An 18,534-nucleotide genomic window follows, 5' to 3' on the forward strand; every position below is an offset into this window, starting at 1 on the left:
TCGGGTCGCGGGTTTCGTCGTCATCTGCGCGCTCATTCAGTGGCCATGTCAGTAGGCCGAATAGGGGACGACCGGGCGCGGCGGGAACGGCACCGGACCCTTCTGCGGCGAGAAGAAGTAACGCATGTAGAGCACGCCCACGTTCGGCGCGTAGTCGCGCGAGCGGTCGATCGAAAAGCGCCCGCCCACCACGAAATGCTCCGTCACGCGATATTCGAGCGCCGCCTCGATCGTATAGCTGAAGCCGCCGCCCGAGCCGCCGCCGAAGTACGGCGAGCCGAGGTCGTTGGCGTTCATGAACGCGAGCGCCTGGGCTTGCAGGCCGGGGCGCGTCGGGTAGAACGGCGACTCGTTCTCGTTGGTAAACGACATGCCCACCGACCCGTCGATCTCCCATGAAAGCTTTTTGTAGCGGCCGGTCCAGTCCAGAGGAATGCCAACCGAAAAATAACCCTGCGGGCTGTAGTACCCGCCGTTGCCAAACGTGTAGTTGTGCTCGTTTTTCGAGTACTTCCAGTAATTGAGCGTGAGGCCGCTCGACACGATCTGGTCGGGCCGCCTGATCACCGACCAGTCGTAGCCGCCGCGCACCTTGAACTCCTGGTTGGTCTCGACGTTGGTGCCGGTCAGGAGGCCGAAGCCGATGCTCGTGAACACCGTGCCGGGGCCGAAGTCCTGCGCGCCGCGCACAGTGAAGCCGTTGCGCACCACGCCGCCCCACTTCTCGCCGGTCACCGGATCGATGCCGCCCGCGTAGGAAACGAGGCTCGCCGTGACGGGCCGCCGCGAGACGTCGAACGAGAGCGACGAATGCTGGAAGTCGTGCCGGTACTGGATGCCGCCCAGGATGCTCTGGATCGGAAAGCCCACCGGCGTGCTGCCGACATCGGCGCGCCAGCTGTTGTTCGCGCCGTTGAACTCGTAGCCCGCCGCGAGCGCGACGCCCGTGGCCGTTTCGTTGATCGGCGAGAGTCCGGCGTTGCCGAGCGCGGCGATCTTGCCGTACTTGTACGCAGTGTCGAGATCGTTGGCGGGCAGCGTGCCGGCGTTCAGGTACACCGTGTCGGCGTGGAAGAAATAGTGGCCCGTGTAGCCGTCCGGAATGCGTACGTAGAGCGGAATTTCGGTGGCGTGCAGCTCCGAGATGCCGGGGTCGCCCGAGAGGTTCGACTGATACCAGCCGGTCGCGACCTGACCTTGTTTGCGATCTTCCAGACCTTGCAGCGCGCGGCCCGCCGAGGTCGTGCCGTCGGCGTCGGGCTGTGTGCCTCCGGCCTGCTCCTGCGCGCGCGAGGTGCGGTACAGGCTCGCGGCCTCGTTGTAATTGCCGCGCGCCTGCGCGATGCGGCCCGACTGGATCGTGATGTCCGGGTTGTCCGGATACTGCTCGCGCAACGGATCGACGACGGACGACGCCTCGTCGTTCAGTCCGAGCGCGGTGAAGCGACGCGCCACGGCAAGGCGCGTGTCGATGTCGTTCTCCGCGGTGTCGGCCAGCACTGCGCGCACCATGTCTGCGGCCTCCCGGTCTCGGCCCATGCGCTCCAGCATACGCGCAACCGTGAGGCGCGCCTCGGCGTCGTCGGGGTGGGTGGCGAGCACCTTCTGCGCCGAAGCCATCGCGCTCTTGTAGTCGCCCTTCGCTTCGAACAGGTCCGCCTCTTCCAGCAGCCAGCGGCGGTTCGACTTCAGGCGGTCGGGCACGGCGTCGAGTGTGTGACGCGCGCCCGTGAGGTCGCCCGCCGTGATCTGCCGGTCGGTCTCGCGAATGGCGAGGCGCAGCTCCTGGTCGTCGAGACTCGCCAGTTGCTCCGCAGTGATGCCGGGCTGATCGCGCGTCGCGTCGATCCAGTTCGCCCAGGCGTCGTCGCGATTGGCCGCCGCCAGGAGTTCGCCGTAGCGCACGCGCGCGCCGTTCGCCGCCGGGTCGTCGGGGTGCGCCGCGAGCCAGTCCTGCACGAGCTTCAGGCCCCGGTCCGGCTCGCCGATGGCGATCCACTCGCGCCCGACCGAGGCGAGCATCTGCGGGTCGTTGGCGGCATTGGCGTCGTCGGCGGCGGCGTCGAGCAGCGCGCGCGCCTCGGCCTCGTTGCCCTGGGCGATGAGCTGGCGCGCCTGCACGAGCTTTCGTTGCGCGGAGAGATTGCCCATCAGCTCGCGCATGCCCGCGCTGCGCTCGGCGGCGGGCACGGCGTCGAGTTGCGCGGCGGCCGCGTCGATGTCGTCGACGGAATTCAGATAGAGCGCCGTGGCGTAGCGCATGTCGGGTGACGGCGAGACCTTGACGCCGTCCTCCATCACCTCGCGGCCGAGCGCGGGCAGGCCCAGATCGCGGTACTGGCGCGCGAGCGTGAAGCGCGTCCAGGCGTCGTCGGGCGTGAGGCGCACGGCTTCTTCGAGCCTGGCGATGGCCGGGCTCTTGAGGTTATCGGCCAGCAACTGGTCGGCCTGGATCGAAAGCAGTTCGGCGTGCAGGCGCTTGAGCTCCGCCGAGGAACCGCTCACGCGCGGGGCCGTGGCGGCGATGAGCGGCTCGATCTCGTTTTCGCGATGCGTTTCGCGCAGCACCGTGACGAGACCGCGCAGCGCGTCCATGTCAGGCTTGGGCGCGTTGACGAGCGGGCGCAGCACGGCTTCGGCCTCGGGCCACTTCTTCTGCGCGATGAGCGCGTTGCCGAGAATGTCGAGAGCGCTGGTGTTGCCCGGATCGAGCTTGAGCGCCTCGCGCGCGAGCGCTTCGGCTTCCTGCGGCTTGCCTTGCGCGTTCGCTTCGCGCGCCTTCGCGATGGTGCCCCAGAGGGTGGCCGTCTTTTCGAGGCTGCGCCATTTGCCCGCGTTGTCGGGGTCGAGCTTGAGCGCGCGCGCGAACAGCGCTTTCGCTTCGTCGTGACGGCCTTCGCGCAGCCGCACGAGGCCGAGCGCGCCGATCGTCTCGCCGTCGTTGGGGTTCGCGCGCTGGGCGCTTTGCAGCGAGGTTTCGGCGTCCTTGAGATCGCCGCGGTCGAGCTGCGCGAGGCCGCGCGCGCGATCGGCGGCGCCGGGGCCGGGCCGGGGTCGCGCGCGCGCCTGGGTGCTCGCTTGTGTACCGCCACCGCCGCCAGCGGCCCGCGCGGGCGCGGTGACGACGGCCTGCGGATTTTGCGCCTGGGCGAGTGCCTGCGCCTGGCCCTTCGCGCCGAGCTTCTTGCCGAGATCGGCGACGGTTTGCTGCGCGTCGCTGTCGTCGGGCACCTCCTGGAGGTAGCGCAGATACCAGACGTAGTACGCCGGGTCGTCGCGCCCCGCGCTCGCGAGCGCGCGCCGCCACAGTTCGAGCGCGAGCGCGCGGTTGCTGTCCTGGCGCTGGTACACGCGGTAGATCAGGTTGAGGCCTTCCATGCGCGTGTCGGCGCGGTCGGTGAGCAGGTCGCCCAGGATCAGCGTGAGGCGCGGGTCGTTGGGGTTCTGCTTCACGCGCGTGCGCAGTTCGCTGATCGCGCGCGCGCGGCCCTCGGTCGTGCCCGCGAGAATGCGGTAGTAGTCGCGCGCGAGATCGCCCGCGGGCGCACCGTTCGGGAAGAGCTTTTGCAGCCGCGCCGAGGCTTCGTCGCTCTTGCCGGCGGCCGCGAGCAGACGGATCTGCGCCATCTCCATCTTGCCGCTGGTGGCGACGCGATAGGCGTCGTCGAGCTCTTTCGTCGCGCTCGCGTCGGGCGCGATTTTCTTGAGCTGCGCGAGGATCTTCGCGGCTTCGGCGGGGCGATTCTCGCGCAGCTCGATCTCGCCGAGCAGCGCGAGCGCGTCGGGCTGCCGGGGATCGAACAGCAGCGCCTTTTGCACGAGCCCGCGCGCGACATCCGGCCGATTCTTCCCTTCCCACATGCGCGCGGCCGAGAGCAGTTGCGCGGCCTGGGCGGCGGGCGTGGCGGCGTTCGGCGCGGGCGGCGGACTTGCCTGCGCGCAGGCGAGATACGGCGAAGCCGCGAGCAGCAGCGCGACGAGTTGCGTGAGCCTCGGCAAGAAGCGCGGCAGCGCGTCCACCGCCGGATCGCGCGGCCGCGCGCACGCGGCGGGCCGCCGCGCCTCACGGCGCGCGCGCCGCCCGCGGGCGGTTGGCGTGGCGAGCGCGAGGGCGTTCAGTGCGGCTTGGGGCATGCGCTCGTCCATGCGGGGGCGACGCGGCCTTGCGCGTCGAAACGGTAGAACCCGTCGAGATAGCCGAGGCCGAACAGCATCAGCACGCTGCTGTAGTAGCCCGGCGGCGACTTCTGTGCGAGCGTGCGGCTGCGTTCGACCTGGGCGTTCGCGAGATCCGTGCGGCCGAGCGCGGCCAGATACGGCGCGACCGCCGCCGAGAAGCCGCCGTTGCCCTCGTTCGGCCCCGCCGCGCCGGTGCGCGTGTCGACGCGCTCGGGTGCGAAGCCATGCGCGCCCACGAAGTCCGCGAGCGGCTTGAAAGTGGCGAGCGTGCTGGCGCGCAGCGGGTCGTCGTTGGCGAGCATGCCGGCCCACAGGTACACGCGGATCGCGTTGTACGCGCTTTCCGCATGAGTCTGGTCGTCGGGCGCGAAGCCGCCTTTCGCGTGGTACTCCACCCAGTCGGGCGAAAAACCCTTGGGCGCGGTGTCGTTGACGAGCTTCGCCGAGCTGGCGAGCAGCGCCTTCCATTCGCCCGCCTGCGGCAGCGCGAGCATGAAGCGGCGCATCACCTGGAGCGGCACATAGCTCGGGTTGAGCCGCCAGCCGTCCTTGCCGATCGTGAAGCCCACGGGCCCCGGCAGCACCGTACGGCCGAGCCCTGGCAGCACGGCGGTTTCCTTGCTCACGATGTTGCGCGCCATCAGCGTGCCGAGCGCGGTATAGCGGCGCTCGTTCCACAGCCGCCCGGCTTCGAGCAGCGTGTAGGCGATCCAGAGGTCCGCGTCGCTGGCGGGATTGCTGTCGATCACGCCCCACTGCGGCTCGCCTGCATGCGCGCCGCTTGCCGTGGCCGAAGCTCCCGAAGCCCCCGAAGCCCCCGAAGCCCCCGAAGCCCCTGACGCCGCCACCGGCTTGCCGTCCTCGCCGATGTCGCGCCGCCCCCAGATCCATGCGGGCAGATGGGTGGCGAGGTCGCCCTGGGCGAGATTGTTCTCGGTCCAGGTGAGCACTTTGTCGAAGCTCGCGCGATCGTTCGCGACCAGTGCGAAGAAGAGCGCATACGACTGCCCTTCGGAAACGGTCACCTGGCGCGGCGTGCTTGCGTCGATCACGCGGCCGTCCGCGCTAATCAGGGTGCTGCGAAACGCGGTCCATGCGGGCCACGCGCAGGCAACGGCTTGCGTGGCGGGCGCGGCCGCCTGCGCGCCGCCCGCCGGGATCAGCAAAGCCGGCAGCGCCAACGGGGTCAGCGAGGCCAGCGGCGCGCAGGCGAGCGCACCCGCCGCGAACCAGCGCGCGAGGCGCCGCAGCGGGCGCGGCGCCGGACAGGGAACCCGGCCGGTTACCCAGCCGGGCGCAAGTGCCGCCAATGCCGGGCGCATCGTCAGTTCCCGGTGCGGCGCGTGGCCATGCGGCCGAGCGCCCAGAACACGGTGAGCGCGACGATCAGCCCGGCGAGAATGCCCGCGAGCGCCATCAGCGACGGGTAGCGCGAGATGAACACCCAGATGCGCGCATACCAGGGCAGATCGCCGACGAAGTAGCGCTCGCCCACGCGCAGGCCTTCCACCTGGCCCTTGCGCACGAGCGTTAGGTCGCCGTGCATCTGCGCGATCTTGCCGCCGTCCTGGAAGGCGTCAAGCACGTCGCTCAACTGCGCGGAGGACGTGCTCGCGAGCGCCACCACGCTCCGGCCGCCCCTGAGCGGCGACTCGAAACCGATCAGCGCCGCCATCGGGCCGCCGAGCGTGACGATCGAGCGGCCCGAGGGCGTGAGATCCTCGTCGTCGGTGCCGCCGCGCCAGCCGGGCCAGCCGCTGCGCTGGTCGCGCGTGGTCACTTCGGTCCGGCCGCGCTCGATCAGCAGCGGCAGGCTCTTGCCCCACTTCTCCAGCAACTGCGCGGCGGACCCCGAGCCGATCACGAACAGATCGCGATCGCGCACCGTGTCCACCTGGCTTGCGGGCACGATGGTCATGCGCAGCGAGGGCAGGCCGGTCCACTGGCCCATGTGGCCGAGCATCGTGAGCACGGCCTCCTGGTCGTGCGTGTCGGGCACGTCGGGAATCACGATGGCCGTGTTCGAAAGGTCGGCCATGCGCGTGAACGGATAGCCGCTGTTGGCGAAGTAGGCGAGATTGGGCAGCGCCGTGTAGTGCGCGAAGCCGCTGAAGTCGATCACCGAGTCGGGGTCGACGGCCGCGCGCGCGACGTCGGCGGCGGTTGAGGTGCACAGGCCCGTCTTCTGCGAATCGATATGAAACTGGAACTGGAACTGGTTGTCGCTGCCCACGCGGAACGCGGGAATCTCCAGATTGGTGGAAGCGCGCGTGTCCGAACCCGAGAGCAGCGGCACGTTGATGCGCGCTTCGTCGGAGGCGCGCGTGACGGGCCGCAGACGCTGCGAGCGCACGAGCTGGTCGTTGATGCTCACGTTGAGCACCGAGTCGTTCCATGCGGAAGGCGCGGTATAGCGATAGCGGATATCGAGCGGCACGTTGCCCCGCGCCCAGGCGTAGAGGTCGGCGGGCACGCGCAGGTTCACGCGGATCGCAGGCGGGTTGTAGCCCGACACCTGGAGCTGCTGCGGGTCGCTCACGAGTTCGCGGAACAGCACGGGGCGATCGGTCGGCACCCAGTTCGGCGCGTCGTAGGGTTTGCGGGCCGGGCCGAGATCGATCGACTGGACCATCACGCTGCTGCCGGCCATGCCGGCCTGGCCGAGCACGAGCGCATACGCGGCGTTTTGCAGCTCGTCGGGCGTGCGGCCCGCGAGCACCAGCAGCTTGCGGCCCGATTGCGGGTCGGCGGCCGGGTTGGGCATCACCGTGATGGTGGGGCCCTTGATCTCCGGCAGCTTGAGCCCTTCGGGCACCTGGTCGGGCAGCACGAGCGCGATGGCGTTGGCGTCGGCCGGCGCGGTGCGCGCGACCGGGAAGCGCGAGCCGCGATAGCTCGCGAGCGCGCCGAGCCAGGAGGACACCATGCCGGCCGCGCGCAGCACGGGCACGCCCGCGTTGCCCGCGAGCACGAACGGCACGCGCACGAGGCGGTTGTCGTGGCGGTCGAAGAACGGCACCGGCAGCAGCGCGAGACTGTCGGGCAGGACGATGCCGGAAGTCGTGAGCGTGAGCGACGTTTCCGGGCTCACATCGGCCCACAGGCTGGAGTGATAGGCGTCCTCGCAATGATCAATCGTGTAGTGCGCGATCATCTGCACGCTGATGCGGTTGAAGTCCGTGAAGAGGCGCGGGTCGAGATTGATCTCGCTCGTGACGAGCTGACCGGCCGTCTCTTTCACGAGCGGAATGGTCGCGACGACTTCGCCGTTGACGAACACCTTGAGATGCGAAAGCGCCCAGATCAGCGACGGCGAGTAGGTGTAGACGAGCTTGAGCTTCGCGCCGGTCACGACCTCGTCGGTGCGCACGTCGACATTCATGCTCGCGGTCGGGTCGAGGCCGCGCAGCGCGATCGGCCCGTACGCACCCATCTCGCGCAGCGTGAAGGTGCGCGTGCGCGTTTCGCCGATCGGCGCCGGTGCGGCGGCTTCGGGCAGCACCGCGCCGGGCGCTGTCTGGATGACAGCCGGTCCGCTGACGGCAGCTGAAGCCGCGGTGGGCGCGGAAGCAGGAACGGCGCTTGCTGCCGGCGCCGCCTTCGCGCCCGGCGTAGCCGCCACTGCTGACTCGCTCGCCGTGAGAATGCTCGTGCCCAGCAGCAATCCGGCGACGAGCGCGCCCAGTACCACTTGAACGGATAGTCGCATCGCAACAGCCCTTTGTTTTCTTCACAGTGGCTGTCGTTTATCTCCCAAACGCAGCCATTCAGGGTATAGGCGGATTTGTGCCGCCTGCCGTTATCTCGAAACTACCTCTATGTTGACCGGAGTTTAGCGGAGAGCCACGGATCGCGCCCTATGAATGCACGTGTTTATGCGGCGTGCGTAAAGCGTCGAGATGACGGACTGGCGCGGGCTGGCGGCCGATCTGACAGTTGCGTGCGCGGGCAACGCAGGGATTGGCGCGCGTCTGACCGTTTCGCTGCGTGCAACGCGGGGCGACGACGTTGCGAATATGCAACGCGTGTTGGGAGCGGGGCGATGGCACGGGGCGTTTCATACAGGCTGCCGGTGTCATCAAATTAATCAGGATGCCGTATCAATATGCGCGCCGTGGGCGAAGTCTCGCGGCCTGCCGCGCCAACTCATTTCCGCGTGCCGGAAAACGGCGCTGACCCCGCCGCATGCTGAAGATAATCCCCGCAAGGGCGCGGCAACCCGGCGCGCCCGCCACACCAACGCGGCAATACGCGAGGAGACACAGCATGTCAGCCCCCCTTCCGGACAGTGAACACGCCGGCCATCAATCGATCGACGCGCGCGCCGTTTATGCCCGCGTTTCGCGGCGCATCATGCCGTTTCTCGTGCTGTCGTTCGTGGTCGCCTTTCTCGACCGCGTGAACATCGGCTTCGCGCAGTTCCAGATGAAGCAGGACCTCGGCTTTTCGGACGCCGTCTACGGTCTTGCCGCCGGCATCTTCTTCATCGGCTACATGCTGTTCGAAGTGCCGAGCAATCTGCTGCTTCACCGCATTGGCGCACGGCGCACCTTCAGCCGCATCATGATTTGCTGGGGCGCGGTATCGGCGGGCATGGCGTTCACCACGACGCCCGCCATGCTCTACACGATGCGCTTCTTGCTGGGCCTCTTCGAAGCGGGCTTCTTTCCGGGCATCGTGCTCTACCTCAGCTACTGGTATCCGGCGCGCTACCGCGCGGCGCGCACCTCGTGGATCTTCGCCGCGATGGCTGCGGCGGGCGTGGTGGGCGGCCTGCTCGCGGGCACGATCATGACGCGCATGGAGACGGTGGCGGGCTTGCGCGGCTGGCAATGGCTGTTCGTGCTCGAAGGCGTGCCCGCCATCGTGCTGGGCGTGATCGCGCTCCTGTGGCTTACCGACTCGCCCGAGCGGGCGCGCTGGCTGAGCCCCGCCGAGCGTGCGTTTCTCGTCGCGCAACTGGAAGAGGAGCGCGCCGCGCGCAAGCATGACGACGAATCGCACGCGTGGGGTGCGGTGCTCAAGCAGCCCGTGATTTATGCCATCACCTTTGTTTACTTCACGCTGTGCAGCGTCACGATGGCGCTGAACTTCTGGCTGCCGACGCTCGTGAAGGAAGCGGGCGCGGGCTCGCTGGCGAACACGGGTCTCCTTACCGCGCTACCGTTCGGCGCGGGCATCGTGGCCATTCTGCTCGTGGCGCGACGCTCCGACCGGCTGCGCGAGCGCCGCCGCCACTACATCGCGCCGGTGCTCGCGGGCTGCGCCGCGCTTGCGCTGCTCGCCCTCGTGCGCTTCGACATCACGGGCACGCTATTGCTGCTCTGCGTGGCCGTGGCCGGCACATTCTCGGCGCTGCCGGTGTTCTGGTCGATTCCGCATGACTTTCTCACGCGCCGCACCGCAGCAGCGGGTCTTGCGTTGATCAGCTCGCTCGGGTCGCTTGGCTCCTTCTTCAGCCCGACGCTGATCGGCTGGGCGCGCACCGCCACGGGTTCGATGAGACCCGCGCTGCTCGCCATCGTCGTCCTCTCGCTCGTGTCGTGCGTGATCGTGCAGCGACTGTTGCGCACGCCGCGTGTGCCGGGCCGCGAAGTCAGCGGGCCCGCGGGCACCGCGCAGGCCGCGCTTTCCGAATAAGCCATCCACTGAATCTGGAGAATCGAAGTGACGCAGGAATTTGCTAAGGATATCGAATATTCGCACGACGGGGCGCGCCTCGTCGGCCATCTTTGTCTGCCGCGCAATGCGCAGACGGGAAGCGCCGTGCCGGGCGTGGTGCTCGTGCACGACGCCTTCGGCGTAGGCGAGTTCATGAAGCAGACCGCCGCGCGCGTGGCTGCGCTCGGCTATGCCGTGCTCGCCGCCGACGTGTGGGGCGAGGGCGCACAGTTGCGCGACGAAAGCCAGATCGGCCCGACCATCGGCCGCTTCGCGAGCGATCGCAAGACGTGGATGGGCCGCATCGAAGCCGGGCGGCAGGCGCTGGCGGCGCAGCCCGGCGTGGACGGCGCACGCGTGGCGATCATGGGGTACTGCTTTGGCGGGGCCTCGGCGCTGGAATATCTGCGCACCGTGGGCAGCGTGAGAGGCGCGGTGAGCCTGCACGGCGGTCTCGACCTCGTCGGCCCCGACTGGAGCGTGGCAGCGGCGGGCGGCAAAGCGCTCATTCTCACGGGCGCGGAAGATCCGATGGCGGCCGCGCCGAAGCTGCTCGAACTCCAGCAGGCCATGAGCGCGGCCGGCGTGGACTGGGAAGCGAACGTGTACAGCCACACGAAGCACGGCTTCACGCGGCCCGACTCGGACCGCGCCAACAAGCCCCAGGTGATCGCGTACCGCGAGCAGAGCGACCGGCGCGCGTGGGCCGCGCTCGTGCGCTTTCTCGACGAAGTGCTGGCGGCTTGAAGCACGCCATGAGCGAAGCGGCCGCCGCCCACGCGCGCGCGCACGAGGCGGACAACGCGGACGACGCCATCGGCTCGGCGTTGCCCATGCTGCTGCTTCATGCGCGCGAAACGGTCATGCAGCGCTTTCGGCCGCATCTGCGTCGTCACGCGATTACCGAGCAGCAGTGGCGCATTCTGCGCGCGCTCGCCGAGCACGGCGAAGCGGACATGCGGGACCTTGCGGAGCATTGCCGCATCCTGCCCGCAAGCCTCTCGCGCACGGTGGCCTTGCTGGTGCGGCGCGCTCTCGTGGCGCGCCGCCATGGCGACGACGATCAGCGCCGCGTGATCGTGTCACTGGCGGGCGAGGGCCGCGCGCTCTTTGCCGCGATGATCGGCGAGACGAGTGCGATTCATCGCCAGCTGGAAGCGCAGATCGGCGCACAACGTCTTGCCGACGCGCATCGCGTGCTGCGCGAGTTGATCGCGCTAGGCCGTGAGGCGGGCCGGGATTAACGTGAGCGACGATCGATTTCCACTGGCCGGACTTCACCCGGCGCGGCGCGGGCAACGCCGTTAAGCTCGACGAGATGATGTTTTCGCCGCGAAAGGCGGCCAATTTCCATCGCCTGGATGATTAACATATCAAGCATCCGCAAGGACTCGCCTGGTCATCGTGATCATTCCGGCGGCATGGCAGTGAGGAGACAAGCGCGATGACGAGCGACTTCCGCGACAACCTGATTCCCGCCGATTCACCCCGGCTCACGAATGCGCGCGGCCTCGATCCGTTCGAGTATGCAAAGCCCATCATCGCCTCGGACAAGGCGCAATCGCTGATCCAGACGTGGCAAGCGCTTTATCGCGAGCCATACAAGGGCGTGACGGCGAACGGCCAGGTCGAGCCGAATCTGTTCCATCTCGCCGACGAAGGCCTCGACATTCACCCCGTAGTGCGCGCCGGGAACGCGCTGCTCGCCGCCGTGAGCGACGGCGAGCGCGCGAAACTCCGCTACCCCGTGGACGCGCCCGAATGGCGCGACTGGTACAACCCCGAGTTCCCGATGAACGCGAACGGCCTGCGCCTCGACGCCGTGAGCCCGGCCGTGCGCGACGCCGCGATGAACCTGATGCGCGCGAGCCTGAGCTTCGACGGCTATGTGAAGACGCAGCGTTGCCGCCTTGCGAACCTCTATCTCGGCGAGCTGTACGACCTGCGCAACATCATGAACGAGTGGAGCTATCACTTTCTGCTGTTCGGCACGCCGTCGGCCACCGAACCGTGGGGGTGGAACCTGTACGGCCATCACATCGCGATCAACTGCTTCATGCTGGGCGGCCAGATGGTGGTCTCGCCCACCTTTCTCGGCGCGGAGCCCACCATCATCGACCGCGGGCCGCATGGCGCGTTTCGCCTGTTCGAAAACGAAGAGACCTTCGGTCTCGAACTGATGCGCTCGCTCGCGCCCGATCTGCAACGCCGCGCCACGATTTTCGAGCGCATGAAGGACCCGGCCATGCCGGCGGACCGCTGGCACTTCGCGGACGAGCGTCAACTGGGCGCCGCGTATCGCGACAATCGCGTCGTGCCGTATGAGGGCGTGTGCGCGCGGGAGTTTTCCTCCGCGCAGCAGGAGCAATTGCTCAGTGTGGTGGATTCGTTCATCGACTACTTGCCGAAGGGGCCGCGCGAAGCGCGCATGAAGCAGCTCGAAACGGTGCTGGAGCGCACCTGGTTTAGCTGGATCGGCGGCCACGGCGAGGACGACCCGTTCTACTACAAGGTGCACAGCCCGCTCCTGATGGTGGAGTTCGACCATCACAGCGGCGTATGGCTCACCAACGCGGAGCCCGCGAAGTATCACATTCACACGGTGGTGCGCACGCCCAACGGCAACGATTACGGCAAGGATCTGCTGCGTCAGCACTATGCGCAACTGCATCGCGAAGGCTCCGCGCACATGGGCGCGCAGCACGCGCACGATCATCACCACACACACGATCACGATGGCCACTCGCATTCGCACGCGCATGGCGATCACACACACCGCCACGACTGAATTCAATCGAGCAAGAGAGGACAAGACATGGATCTGGGAATCAAGGGCCGCCGCGCGTTCATTGCGGCGTCGTCGCAGGGGCTCGGGCTTGCCTGTGCCGAAGCACTCGCGCACGAAGGTGTGGCGCTCACGCTGAACGGGCGCGACGCGAACAAACTCGAAGCGGCCGCGCAGGCGCTGCGCGAGCGCGTTCAAGGCGCGCAGGTGAGCACCATTGCCGCCGACATCACCACGGCCGAAGGCCGCGAAGCGATCGTACGCACGCTGCCCGAGGTCGACATTCTCGTGAACAACAACGCGGGGCCGCCGCCCGGCCGTCTGGACGACTGGGACGAAGCCGCGCTGCTGGCCGCGCTCGGCGCGAACATGATTCCCGCCGTGCAGCTCATGCGCGCGTATATTCCGGGCATGCAGGCGCGCCGCTTCGGCCGCATCGTCAACATCACCTCGGCGATGGTGAAATCGCCGCACTACATGATGGGTCTCTCGACCTCGGCGCGCACGGCGCTTACGGCCATGAGCAAGGCGATCAGCACGCACGTGGTGGCCGACAACGTGACGATCAACAACCTGCTGCCCGAGCGCATCGACACCCCGCGCCAGGAGTTCATGGCGCAGCGCATGATGAGCGAGCACGGCATCGATCGCGACGAGGCGCGCCGTCGTATCGCCGATACGATCGCCGCGAAACGGCTCGGACGCCCCGAGGAATTCGGCGCGGCTTGCGCGTTCCTGTGCAGCACGCAGGCGAGCTATATCTCCGGCCAGAACTTGCAGCTCGACGGTGGCTCGTACGAAGGGCTGATCTGATGCGCGCGGACGAGGCGCAAGACCGCGCGGCGATTCTGGCGCTGGAGCAGCGCCGCCAGGCCGCGCTCGTGGCCGTGGATCTCGACGCGCTCGACGAACTCTTCGCGGACGATCTCGTGCATGTTCACAGCACGGGGCTCGTGCACGACAAGGCCGCGCTGCTGCGCCATATCGAGCGCAAGCGCGGATTCATCGCGATCGAACGCGGACCGCTCGCGCTGCGCGTGGACGGCGATATCGCCGTGATGACCGGGCCGCTCACCAACCGCATGCGCGCGCCGCACGGCGAAGGGGAAATCGCCATGCACGCCTTCGTCACGCAGGTGTTGCGGCGGCGCTCAGGCCGCTGGCAATTCACGAATTTTCATCTGACGATAACGCAGGAATCCTGATTGACTATCGTCTCAAGTATCCAAATGAATACAGGAGTCTGAATGAAACTCGTACGTTTCACGGTGGAAGGACGCACCCGCATCGGCAAGCTGAGCGGCGACCGCGTCATCGACCTGTCGGCAGTACAGGGCATGCAGGGCGTGGGCGATTCCATGCGCGAGTTGCTGGCGAATTTGCCCGCGCTGCGCGCCGCGCTCGAAGCGGAGCAGGGCGCAGCGTTCGCGCTGAGCGAGGTCAAGCTCGAAGCGCCTGTCAACGATCCGCAGAAATATCTGGCGATTGGCCTGAACTACAAGGCGCACGCCGAAGAGGCAAAAGCCGCGGGCGTGCCGATTCCTTCGAGCCAGCTCTGGTTCAACAAGCAGGTGTCGTGCATCAGCGGACCGTTTGATCCGATCGACCTGCCTTCGGTCGTCGAGAAGCTCGACTACGAGATCGAACTGGGCGTGGTGATCGGCAAGCGTTGCCGCAACGTGAAGGCCGCCGACGCGCGCGCCGTGATCGCGGGCTACCTCGTGACGAACGACGTGACCGCGCGCGACTGGCAAAACCGCTCGCCCACCTTCACGCTCGGCAAGTCGTTCGACACGCACGGCCCGATCGGCCCGTGGCTCACGACCGACGACGAGATCGCCGATCCGCTCGCACTGGAAATGGTGCTGAGCGTGAACGGCGAGGCGCGACAGCGCATGACGACGGGCGACATGATTTACGACATCTACGCGCAGATCGAATATCTCTCGACGGTCATGACGCTCGAACCCGGCGACATTCTCGCCACCGGCACGCCCTCCGGCGTGGGCGTGGCGATCGGCAAGCTGCTCCAGGACGGCGACGTGGTGCGCGCGCAGATCGAAGGCCTAGGCCATATCGAGAACCGCGTGGTGGCTTCGGCCTGAAGCCGCGGTTCGTCAGTCGTCGCGCAGCGCGGCGAGGCTCGTGCGATTTTCCTGGGCCCAGCCGCGCAGCACCTTGATGAAGGCCGTGGCGATGGGCGGAATATACGCATTCACGCGATACGCCACGCCGATGGGCCGCAGCGTGTAGGAGCTGGCGGCCTGCACCCGCGCGAAGCGCCCGCTCGCCGTCAACGCGTTGGCGAGCGGGGAGGGGATCAGCGTGAGAAAGTCGGTGCGCGCGAGCACGTCGGTCACGAGCGTGAGCGACGCCGTTTCGAGCGCGACGCAATCCTGCGTGAGCCCGAGCGAGGCCATGCCCGCTTCGACGTCGCGCCTCAGCGGGTCCTGTTCGAGGCAGGCCACCCAGCGGTATTCGCGCAACTGGGCCACCGGCGCGTCCTGCTCGAGTTTCGCGAGCGGATGATCGGCGCGGCCCACCGCCACCAGGTCGTTGTCGACCAGCGCCTCGAAGCGCAGCCCATGCTCCTCGGGCAGCATTTGCGTGCCCCCCACCACGAGATCGAGCTGACCCGCGTCGAGTTCTTCCAGCAAACGCGGCGTCGGCCCCGGCAGCACGCGTAGCGACGTCTTCGGCCTTGCCGCGAGAAAGCGGCTCACCGGCTCCGCGATCAAGCCGTTCGCAAGCGAGAACGCCGCGCCCAGGCGCAACTCACCCACTTCCCCGCGATGCACGGCCGCGCCCGTCGTGGCCGCCTGCTGGCTCAGCTCGAAAAGCCTGCGTCCATAAGCGGCGAGCGTCTTGCCTTCGTCGGTCGGCACCGCGCCGTGCTTGCCGCGTATGAGCAGGCGCACGCCGATGCGCGACTCCAGCAACCGGATATTGCGCGAAAGCCCAGGCTGCGTAAGCCCGAGCCGTTCGGCCGCCGAAATGAACGAGCCCAGCTCCACGATCATGTGGAGCTGGATCAGATGTCTGGGATCGATCAACATGCTGCGCGTCCTTTCTGTCTCTCTTGCTTTCTGGCCACGATTCTAGCAGTCCCGGCCGGCTGTCCCGTGCGTCATTCGTTGCGCGCGCATCGTTCGAGGCGCGCTTCAAACAGGCGAAACCCGCTTTCAACCCCAATTGAAGAGCGCCGTTCTCAAGGCGCTTTCCCCCATTGATTTATCGCCACGCGAATGCTAGCGGCGCACCCGTATCAGGGTATGCACGCACTCACGATGCATGCAGTTATGGATGAGCGCGCCGACGTCATTCTTTTGATTGGACGCCCCCAGGCCCGCTCCTTAATCTATGCCTCGACCCTGTGCGCCATGCAAGACGCAGGGAAGCCAGATCAGGAAGAGGAAGACAGCAGATGACGATTCGCAATATCCAGCATTTCTCCATGTCGGTCCCCGACCTCGCGATTGCGCGCGTGTTCTACGAGGACTTCGGCCTCGAGACCTTCGAGCGCGACGGCACGCTCGTATGCCGTTGCTACGGGCGCGATCAGGACCAGGTGATCCTGACCCAGGGGCCGCGCAAACGTCTGACCTATGTGAGCTACGGCACCGACGAGCAGTCGCTGCGCGAGATCCGCGCGAATCTCGAACGCGGCGGCATCGAACTGCTCGACGCGCCGAAAAACGTGCCGGGCGACGGCCTCTGGTTCCGCGACTTCGACGGCATGCTCACGAACGTGAAGGCGGCCGACGAAGCACCGTGGGACACCGCGCCGCGCGTGACCTTCAACACGCTCGATAACCGCACGGCGCGCAAGGGCCGCACCGAGCTCATCGACGAGAAGCCGATCCGCCCGCGCCGCATGGGCCACGTCGTGCTGTTCTCCACCGATCCGAACCGCAAGGTCGCGTTTTACGACGAGATGTTCAACCTGCGCCTTTCGGACAGCGTGGCCTCGTTCCTGAACTTCCTGCACTCGCCGCACGGCTCGGACCATCACATCGTCGCGTTCGGCAAGTCGAGCACGTACGGCCTGCATCACGTGGGCTTCGACGTCGGCACGACCGACGAAGTGGGCGCGGCCGCGCGCCAGATGGTCAACAAAGGCTATATCCCCGGCTGGGGTCCGGGCCGTCACTTCGTGGGCTCGAACACGTTCGCCTATATCCGCGACCCGTGGAACAGCATGCACGAGTATTTCGCCGACATGGACTTCATCGCGCCAGGCGTCGAATGGGAAGCCCAGGACTGGCAGGAAGTGGGCACGCGCAGCATCTGGGGCGAGTCCGAGCCGCTCGACTTCCCGACCAACTTCGAAACGCCGGAACTGCGCTAAGGGCGCGGCGTGCATGCATCAAGCGTCCTATAGCGGGTCCTGTAGAGCGTCCAAAAGAGGAGACACAGTCATGGTTGCCGCGACGACACAGTTTCAGGAGCAGTTGTACATAGACGGCCAGTTCGTAGCCGCAACCGGCGGCGCCACGCTGCCGGTGATCAATCCGTCGAACGAGCAGGTGCTGGCGCACGTGGCCGCCGCGAGCGAGGCCGATGTCGATGCGGCGGTGCAGGCCGCGCAGCGCGCCTTCGACGGCGCGTGGGGCGCCGTGGACGGCGTGGGCCGCGCGCGGCTCCTCAATCGCCTCGCCGACCTCGTGGAGCGCGACGCGGACCTCATCGCGCGCCTCGAAAGCCTCGACAACGGCAAGATCCTCGGCATGGCGCGTCACGCCGACGTGGCCAACCTGATCCGCACGCTGCGCTATTTCGCGGGCTTTGCCGACAAGCTCGACGGCCGCAACATTTCGGTGCCCGATATGTTCGGCCGCCCGGTGCTCGCCTATACGGTGCGCGAGCCCCTGGGCGTGATCGGCGCGATCGGCGCCTATAACGCGCCGACGATGTACGTGGGCTGGAAAGCGGCCGCCGCGCTCGCCGCGGGCAATGCGGTGGTGCTCAAGCCCGCCGAGGAAGCGCCGCTTTCCACGCTGCATATCGCGCGTCTGTTCAACGAAGCCGGCTTTCCGGCCGGCGCGTTCAACGTCGTGCCGGGCGCGGGCCCCGTGGCCGGCATGGCGCTCGCGCGCCATCCGCTCGTGGCTAAACTGAGCTACACGGGCAGCGGCACGGTGGGACGCATTCTCGCGGCTGAAGCCGCGAAAACGCTCAAGCCGCTCACGCTCGAACTGGGCGGCAAGGCCGCGCAAATCGTGCTGCCAAGCGCGGATCTCGACACGGCCATCGGCACGCTCGCCATGGGCTTCCTCGCCAATCAAGGCCAGGTGTGCGCGGCGGGCACGCGCATTCTCGTGCACCGCTCGCGTGTTGCCGAAGTGGCCGAGCGCCTTGCTGCGATCGCGAGCGAACAGGTGATCGGCGACGCGCTCGATCCGGCCACCACGCTCGGCCCCGTCATCAGCCAGCGCGCCGTGGACCGCATTCTCGGCTACTGCGGCGCTGGCCTCGAAGAAGGCGCGCAAAAACTCACGGGCGGCAAGCGCGTGGCGCGCAGCGGCTACTACGTCGAGCCGACCGTGTTCGTGGGCAACAACAGCATGCGTATCGCGCGCGAGGAAATCTTCGGGCCGGTGGCCTGCGTGATTCCCTTCGAGGATGTGGACGAAGCCGTGGCCATGGCCAACGACAGCGACTATGGCCTGTCCGCCGGCGTCTTCACGCGCGAACTGGCCGAGGGTCATCTCGTCGCGCGACGCCTGAAAACCGGTGCGGTATGGCTCAACGGCTTCGGGCTGATCGATCCGGCCATGCCTTGGGGCGGTGTGAAGGCCAGCGGCTATGGCCGCGAGAACGGCACCAACGCGCTGGAGGACGTCACGCACGAAAAGGTCGTGACTGCATTGCTTTAAGCGCACCGCACGAATAGCGGTTGCGAACGCTCC

General features: G+C 67.5%; 13 protein-coding genes. 9 read left to right on the forward strand and 4 right to left on the reverse strand.

Features of this window, described 5'->3' with window-relative positions:
* Positions 1 to 48 precede the first annotated feature (48 nt).
* The 3 genes from C7402_RS09530 to bcsB are packed head-to-tail and all read right to left on the reverse strand — an operon-like array spanning position 49 to position 7,888.
* On the reverse strand, positions 49 to 4,134 hold the full coding sequence (locus C7402_RS09530) for a cellulose synthase subunit BcsC-related outer membrane protein (RefSeq protein ID WP_116610753.1): 4,086 nt from the start codon (positions 4,132 to 4,134) through the stop codon (positions 49 to 51).
* The gene (bcsZ, locus tag C7402_RS09535; RefSeq protein ID WP_116610469.1) at positions 4,116 to 5,501 is read right to left on the reverse strand and encodes a cellulose synthase complex periplasmic endoglucanase BcsZ; all 1,386 of its coding nucleotides are present in this window, start codon (positions 5,499 to 5,501) and stop codon (positions 4,116 to 4,118) included. The genes C7402_RS09530 and bcsZ overlap by 19 nt, the downstream gene beginning before the upstream one ends.
* A 2-nt stretch (positions 5,502 to 5,503) precedes the next feature.
* The gene (bcsB, locus tag C7402_RS09540) at positions 5,504 to 7,888 is read right to left on the reverse strand and encodes a cellulose biosynthesis cyclic di-GMP-binding regulatory protein BcsB (protein WP_116610470.1); all 2,385 of its coding nucleotides are present in this window, start codon (positions 7,886 to 7,888) and stop codon (positions 5,504 to 5,506) included.
* Between the two features lie 557 nt (positions 7,889 to 8,445).
* Here bcsB and C7402_RS09545 point away from each other — a divergent pair.
* The 7 genes from C7402_RS09545 to C7402_RS09575 all read left to right on the forward strand — a co-directional run bounded on the left by C7402_RS09545 (position 8,446) and on the right by C7402_RS09575 (position 14,730).
* Positions 8,446 to 9,819 (forward strand): MFS transporter, encoded by a 1,374-nt coding sequence (locus C7402_RS09545; protein WP_165841848.1) that lies wholly within the window; start codon positions 8,446 to 8,448, stop codon positions 9,817 to 9,819.
* A gap of 27 nt (positions 9,820 to 9,846) precedes the next feature.
* Entirely contained in the window at positions 9,847 to 10,587 is a 741-nt protein-coding gene (locus C7402_RS09550; protein ID WP_165841849.1) for a dienelactone hydrolase family protein, read from the forward strand.
* A gap of 8 nt (positions 10,588 to 10,595) precedes the next feature.
* On the forward strand, positions 10,596 to 11,084 hold the full coding sequence (gene hpaR, locus C7402_RS09555; RefSeq protein ID WP_116610473.1) for a homoprotocatechuate degradation operon regulator HpaR: 489 nt from the start codon (positions 10,596 to 10,598) through the stop codon (positions 11,082 to 11,084).
* A 200-nt stretch (positions 11,085 to 11,284) separates the two neighbouring features.
* Positions 11,285 to 12,628, forward strand: coding sequence for a DUF3500 domain-containing protein (locus C7402_RS09560; protein ID WP_116610474.1), 1,344 nt, complete (start codon positions 11,285 to 11,287; stop codon positions 12,626 to 12,628).
* Positions 12,629 to 12,655: 27 nt separating this feature from the next.
* Positions 12,656 to 13,438 (forward strand): SDR family oxidoreductase, encoded by a 783-nt coding sequence (locus C7402_RS09565; protein ID WP_116610475.1) that lies wholly within the window; start codon positions 12,656 to 12,658, stop codon positions 13,436 to 13,438.
* On the forward strand, positions 13,438 to 13,830 hold the full coding sequence (locus tag C7402_RS09570; protein WP_116610476.1) for a nuclear transport factor 2 family protein: 393 nt from the start codon (positions 13,438 to 13,440) through the stop codon (positions 13,828 to 13,830). The genes C7402_RS09565 and C7402_RS09570 overlap by 1 nt, the downstream gene beginning before the upstream one ends.
* A 42-nt stretch (positions 13,831 to 13,872) precedes the next feature.
* Entirely contained in the window at positions 13,873 to 14,730 is an 858-nt protein-coding gene (locus C7402_RS09575) for a fumarylacetoacetate hydrolase family protein (RefSeq protein ID WP_116610477.1), read from the forward strand.
* Positions 14,731 to 14,742: 12 nt separating this feature from the next.
* Here the strand turns inward: C7402_RS09575 and C7402_RS09580 are convergent, their stop codons facing one another.
* Positions 14,743 to 15,681 carry a LysR family transcriptional regulator gene (locus C7402_RS09580; protein WP_116610478.1) on the reverse strand — a complete coding sequence of 313 codons (939 nt, stop codon included), beginning with the start codon at positions 15,679 to 15,681 and terminating at the stop codon, positions 14,743 to 14,745.
* Between the two features lie 368 nt (positions 15,682 to 16,049).
* Between C7402_RS09580 and C7402_RS09590 the strand changes: the two genes are divergently transcribed.
* Together C7402_RS09590 and C7402_RS09595 are read left to right on the forward strand one after the other, a co-directional pair.
* Positions 16,050 to 16,973, forward strand: a complete 924-nt coding sequence (locus tag C7402_RS09590; protein WP_116610480.1) for a VOC family protein — start codon at positions 16,050 to 16,052, stop codon at positions 16,971 to 16,973.
* Positions 16,974 to 17,043: 70 nt separating this feature from the next.
* Positions 17,044 to 18,501 carry an aldehyde dehydrogenase family protein gene (locus C7402_RS09595; protein WP_116610481.1) on the forward strand — a complete coding sequence of 486 codons (1,458 nt, stop codon included), beginning with the start codon at positions 17,044 to 17,046 and terminating at the stop codon, positions 18,499 to 18,501.
* Positions 18,502 to 18,534 lie beyond the last annotated feature (33 nt).

The organism is Paraburkholderia unamae (assembly GCF_003096875.1).
In the GTDB taxonomy this organism is placed as follows: domain Bacteria; phylum Pseudomonadota; class Gammaproteobacteria; order Burkholderiales; family Burkholderiaceae; genus Paraburkholderia; species Paraburkholderia unamae.

Coding starts and splice junctions, on each gene's coding strand:
- C7402_RS09530 (WP_116610753.1), bottom strand. CDS start 4,134: ATGCCCCAAGCCGCACTGAACGCCCTCGCGCTCGCCACGCCAACCGCC.
- bcsZ (WP_116610469.1), bottom strand. CDS start 5,501: ATGCGCCCGGCATTGGCGGCACTTGCGCCCGGCTGGGTAACCGGCCGG.
- bcsB (WP_116610470.1), bottom strand. CDS start 7,888: ATGCGACTATCCGTTCAAGTGGTACTGGGCGCGCTCGTCGCCGGATTG.
- C7402_RS09545 (WP_165841848.1), top strand. CDS start 8,446: ATGTCAGCCCCCCTTCCGGACAGTGAACACGCCGGCCATCAATCGATC.
- hpaR (WP_116610473.1), top strand. CDS start 10,596: ATGAGCGAAGCGGCCGCCGCCCACGCGCGCGCGCACGAGGCGGACAAC.
- C7402_RS09560 (WP_116610474.1), top strand. CDS start 11,285: ATGACGAGCGACTTCCGCGACAACCTGATTCCCGCCGATTCACCCCGG.
- C7402_RS09565 (WP_116610475.1), top strand. CDS start 12,656: ATGGATCTGGGAATCAAGGGCCGCCGCGCGTTCATTGCGGCGTCGTCG.
- C7402_RS09570 (WP_116610476.1), top strand. CDS start 13,438: ATGCGCGCGGACGAGGCGCAAGACCGCGCGGCGATTCTGGCGCTGGAG.
- C7402_RS09575 (WP_116610477.1), top strand. CDS start 13,873: ATGAAACTCGTACGTTTCACGGTGGAAGGACGCACCCGCATCGGCAAG.
- C7402_RS09580 (WP_116610478.1), bottom strand. CDS start 15,681: ATGTTGATCGATCCCAGACATCTGATCCAGCTCCACATGATCGTGGAG.
- C7402_RS09590 (WP_116610480.1), top strand. CDS start 16,050: ATGACGATTCGCAATATCCAGCATTTCTCCATGTCGGTCCCCGACCTC.
- C7402_RS09595 (WP_116610481.1), top strand. CDS start 17,044: ATGGTTGCCGCGACGACACAGTTTCAGGAGCAGTTGTACATAGACGGC.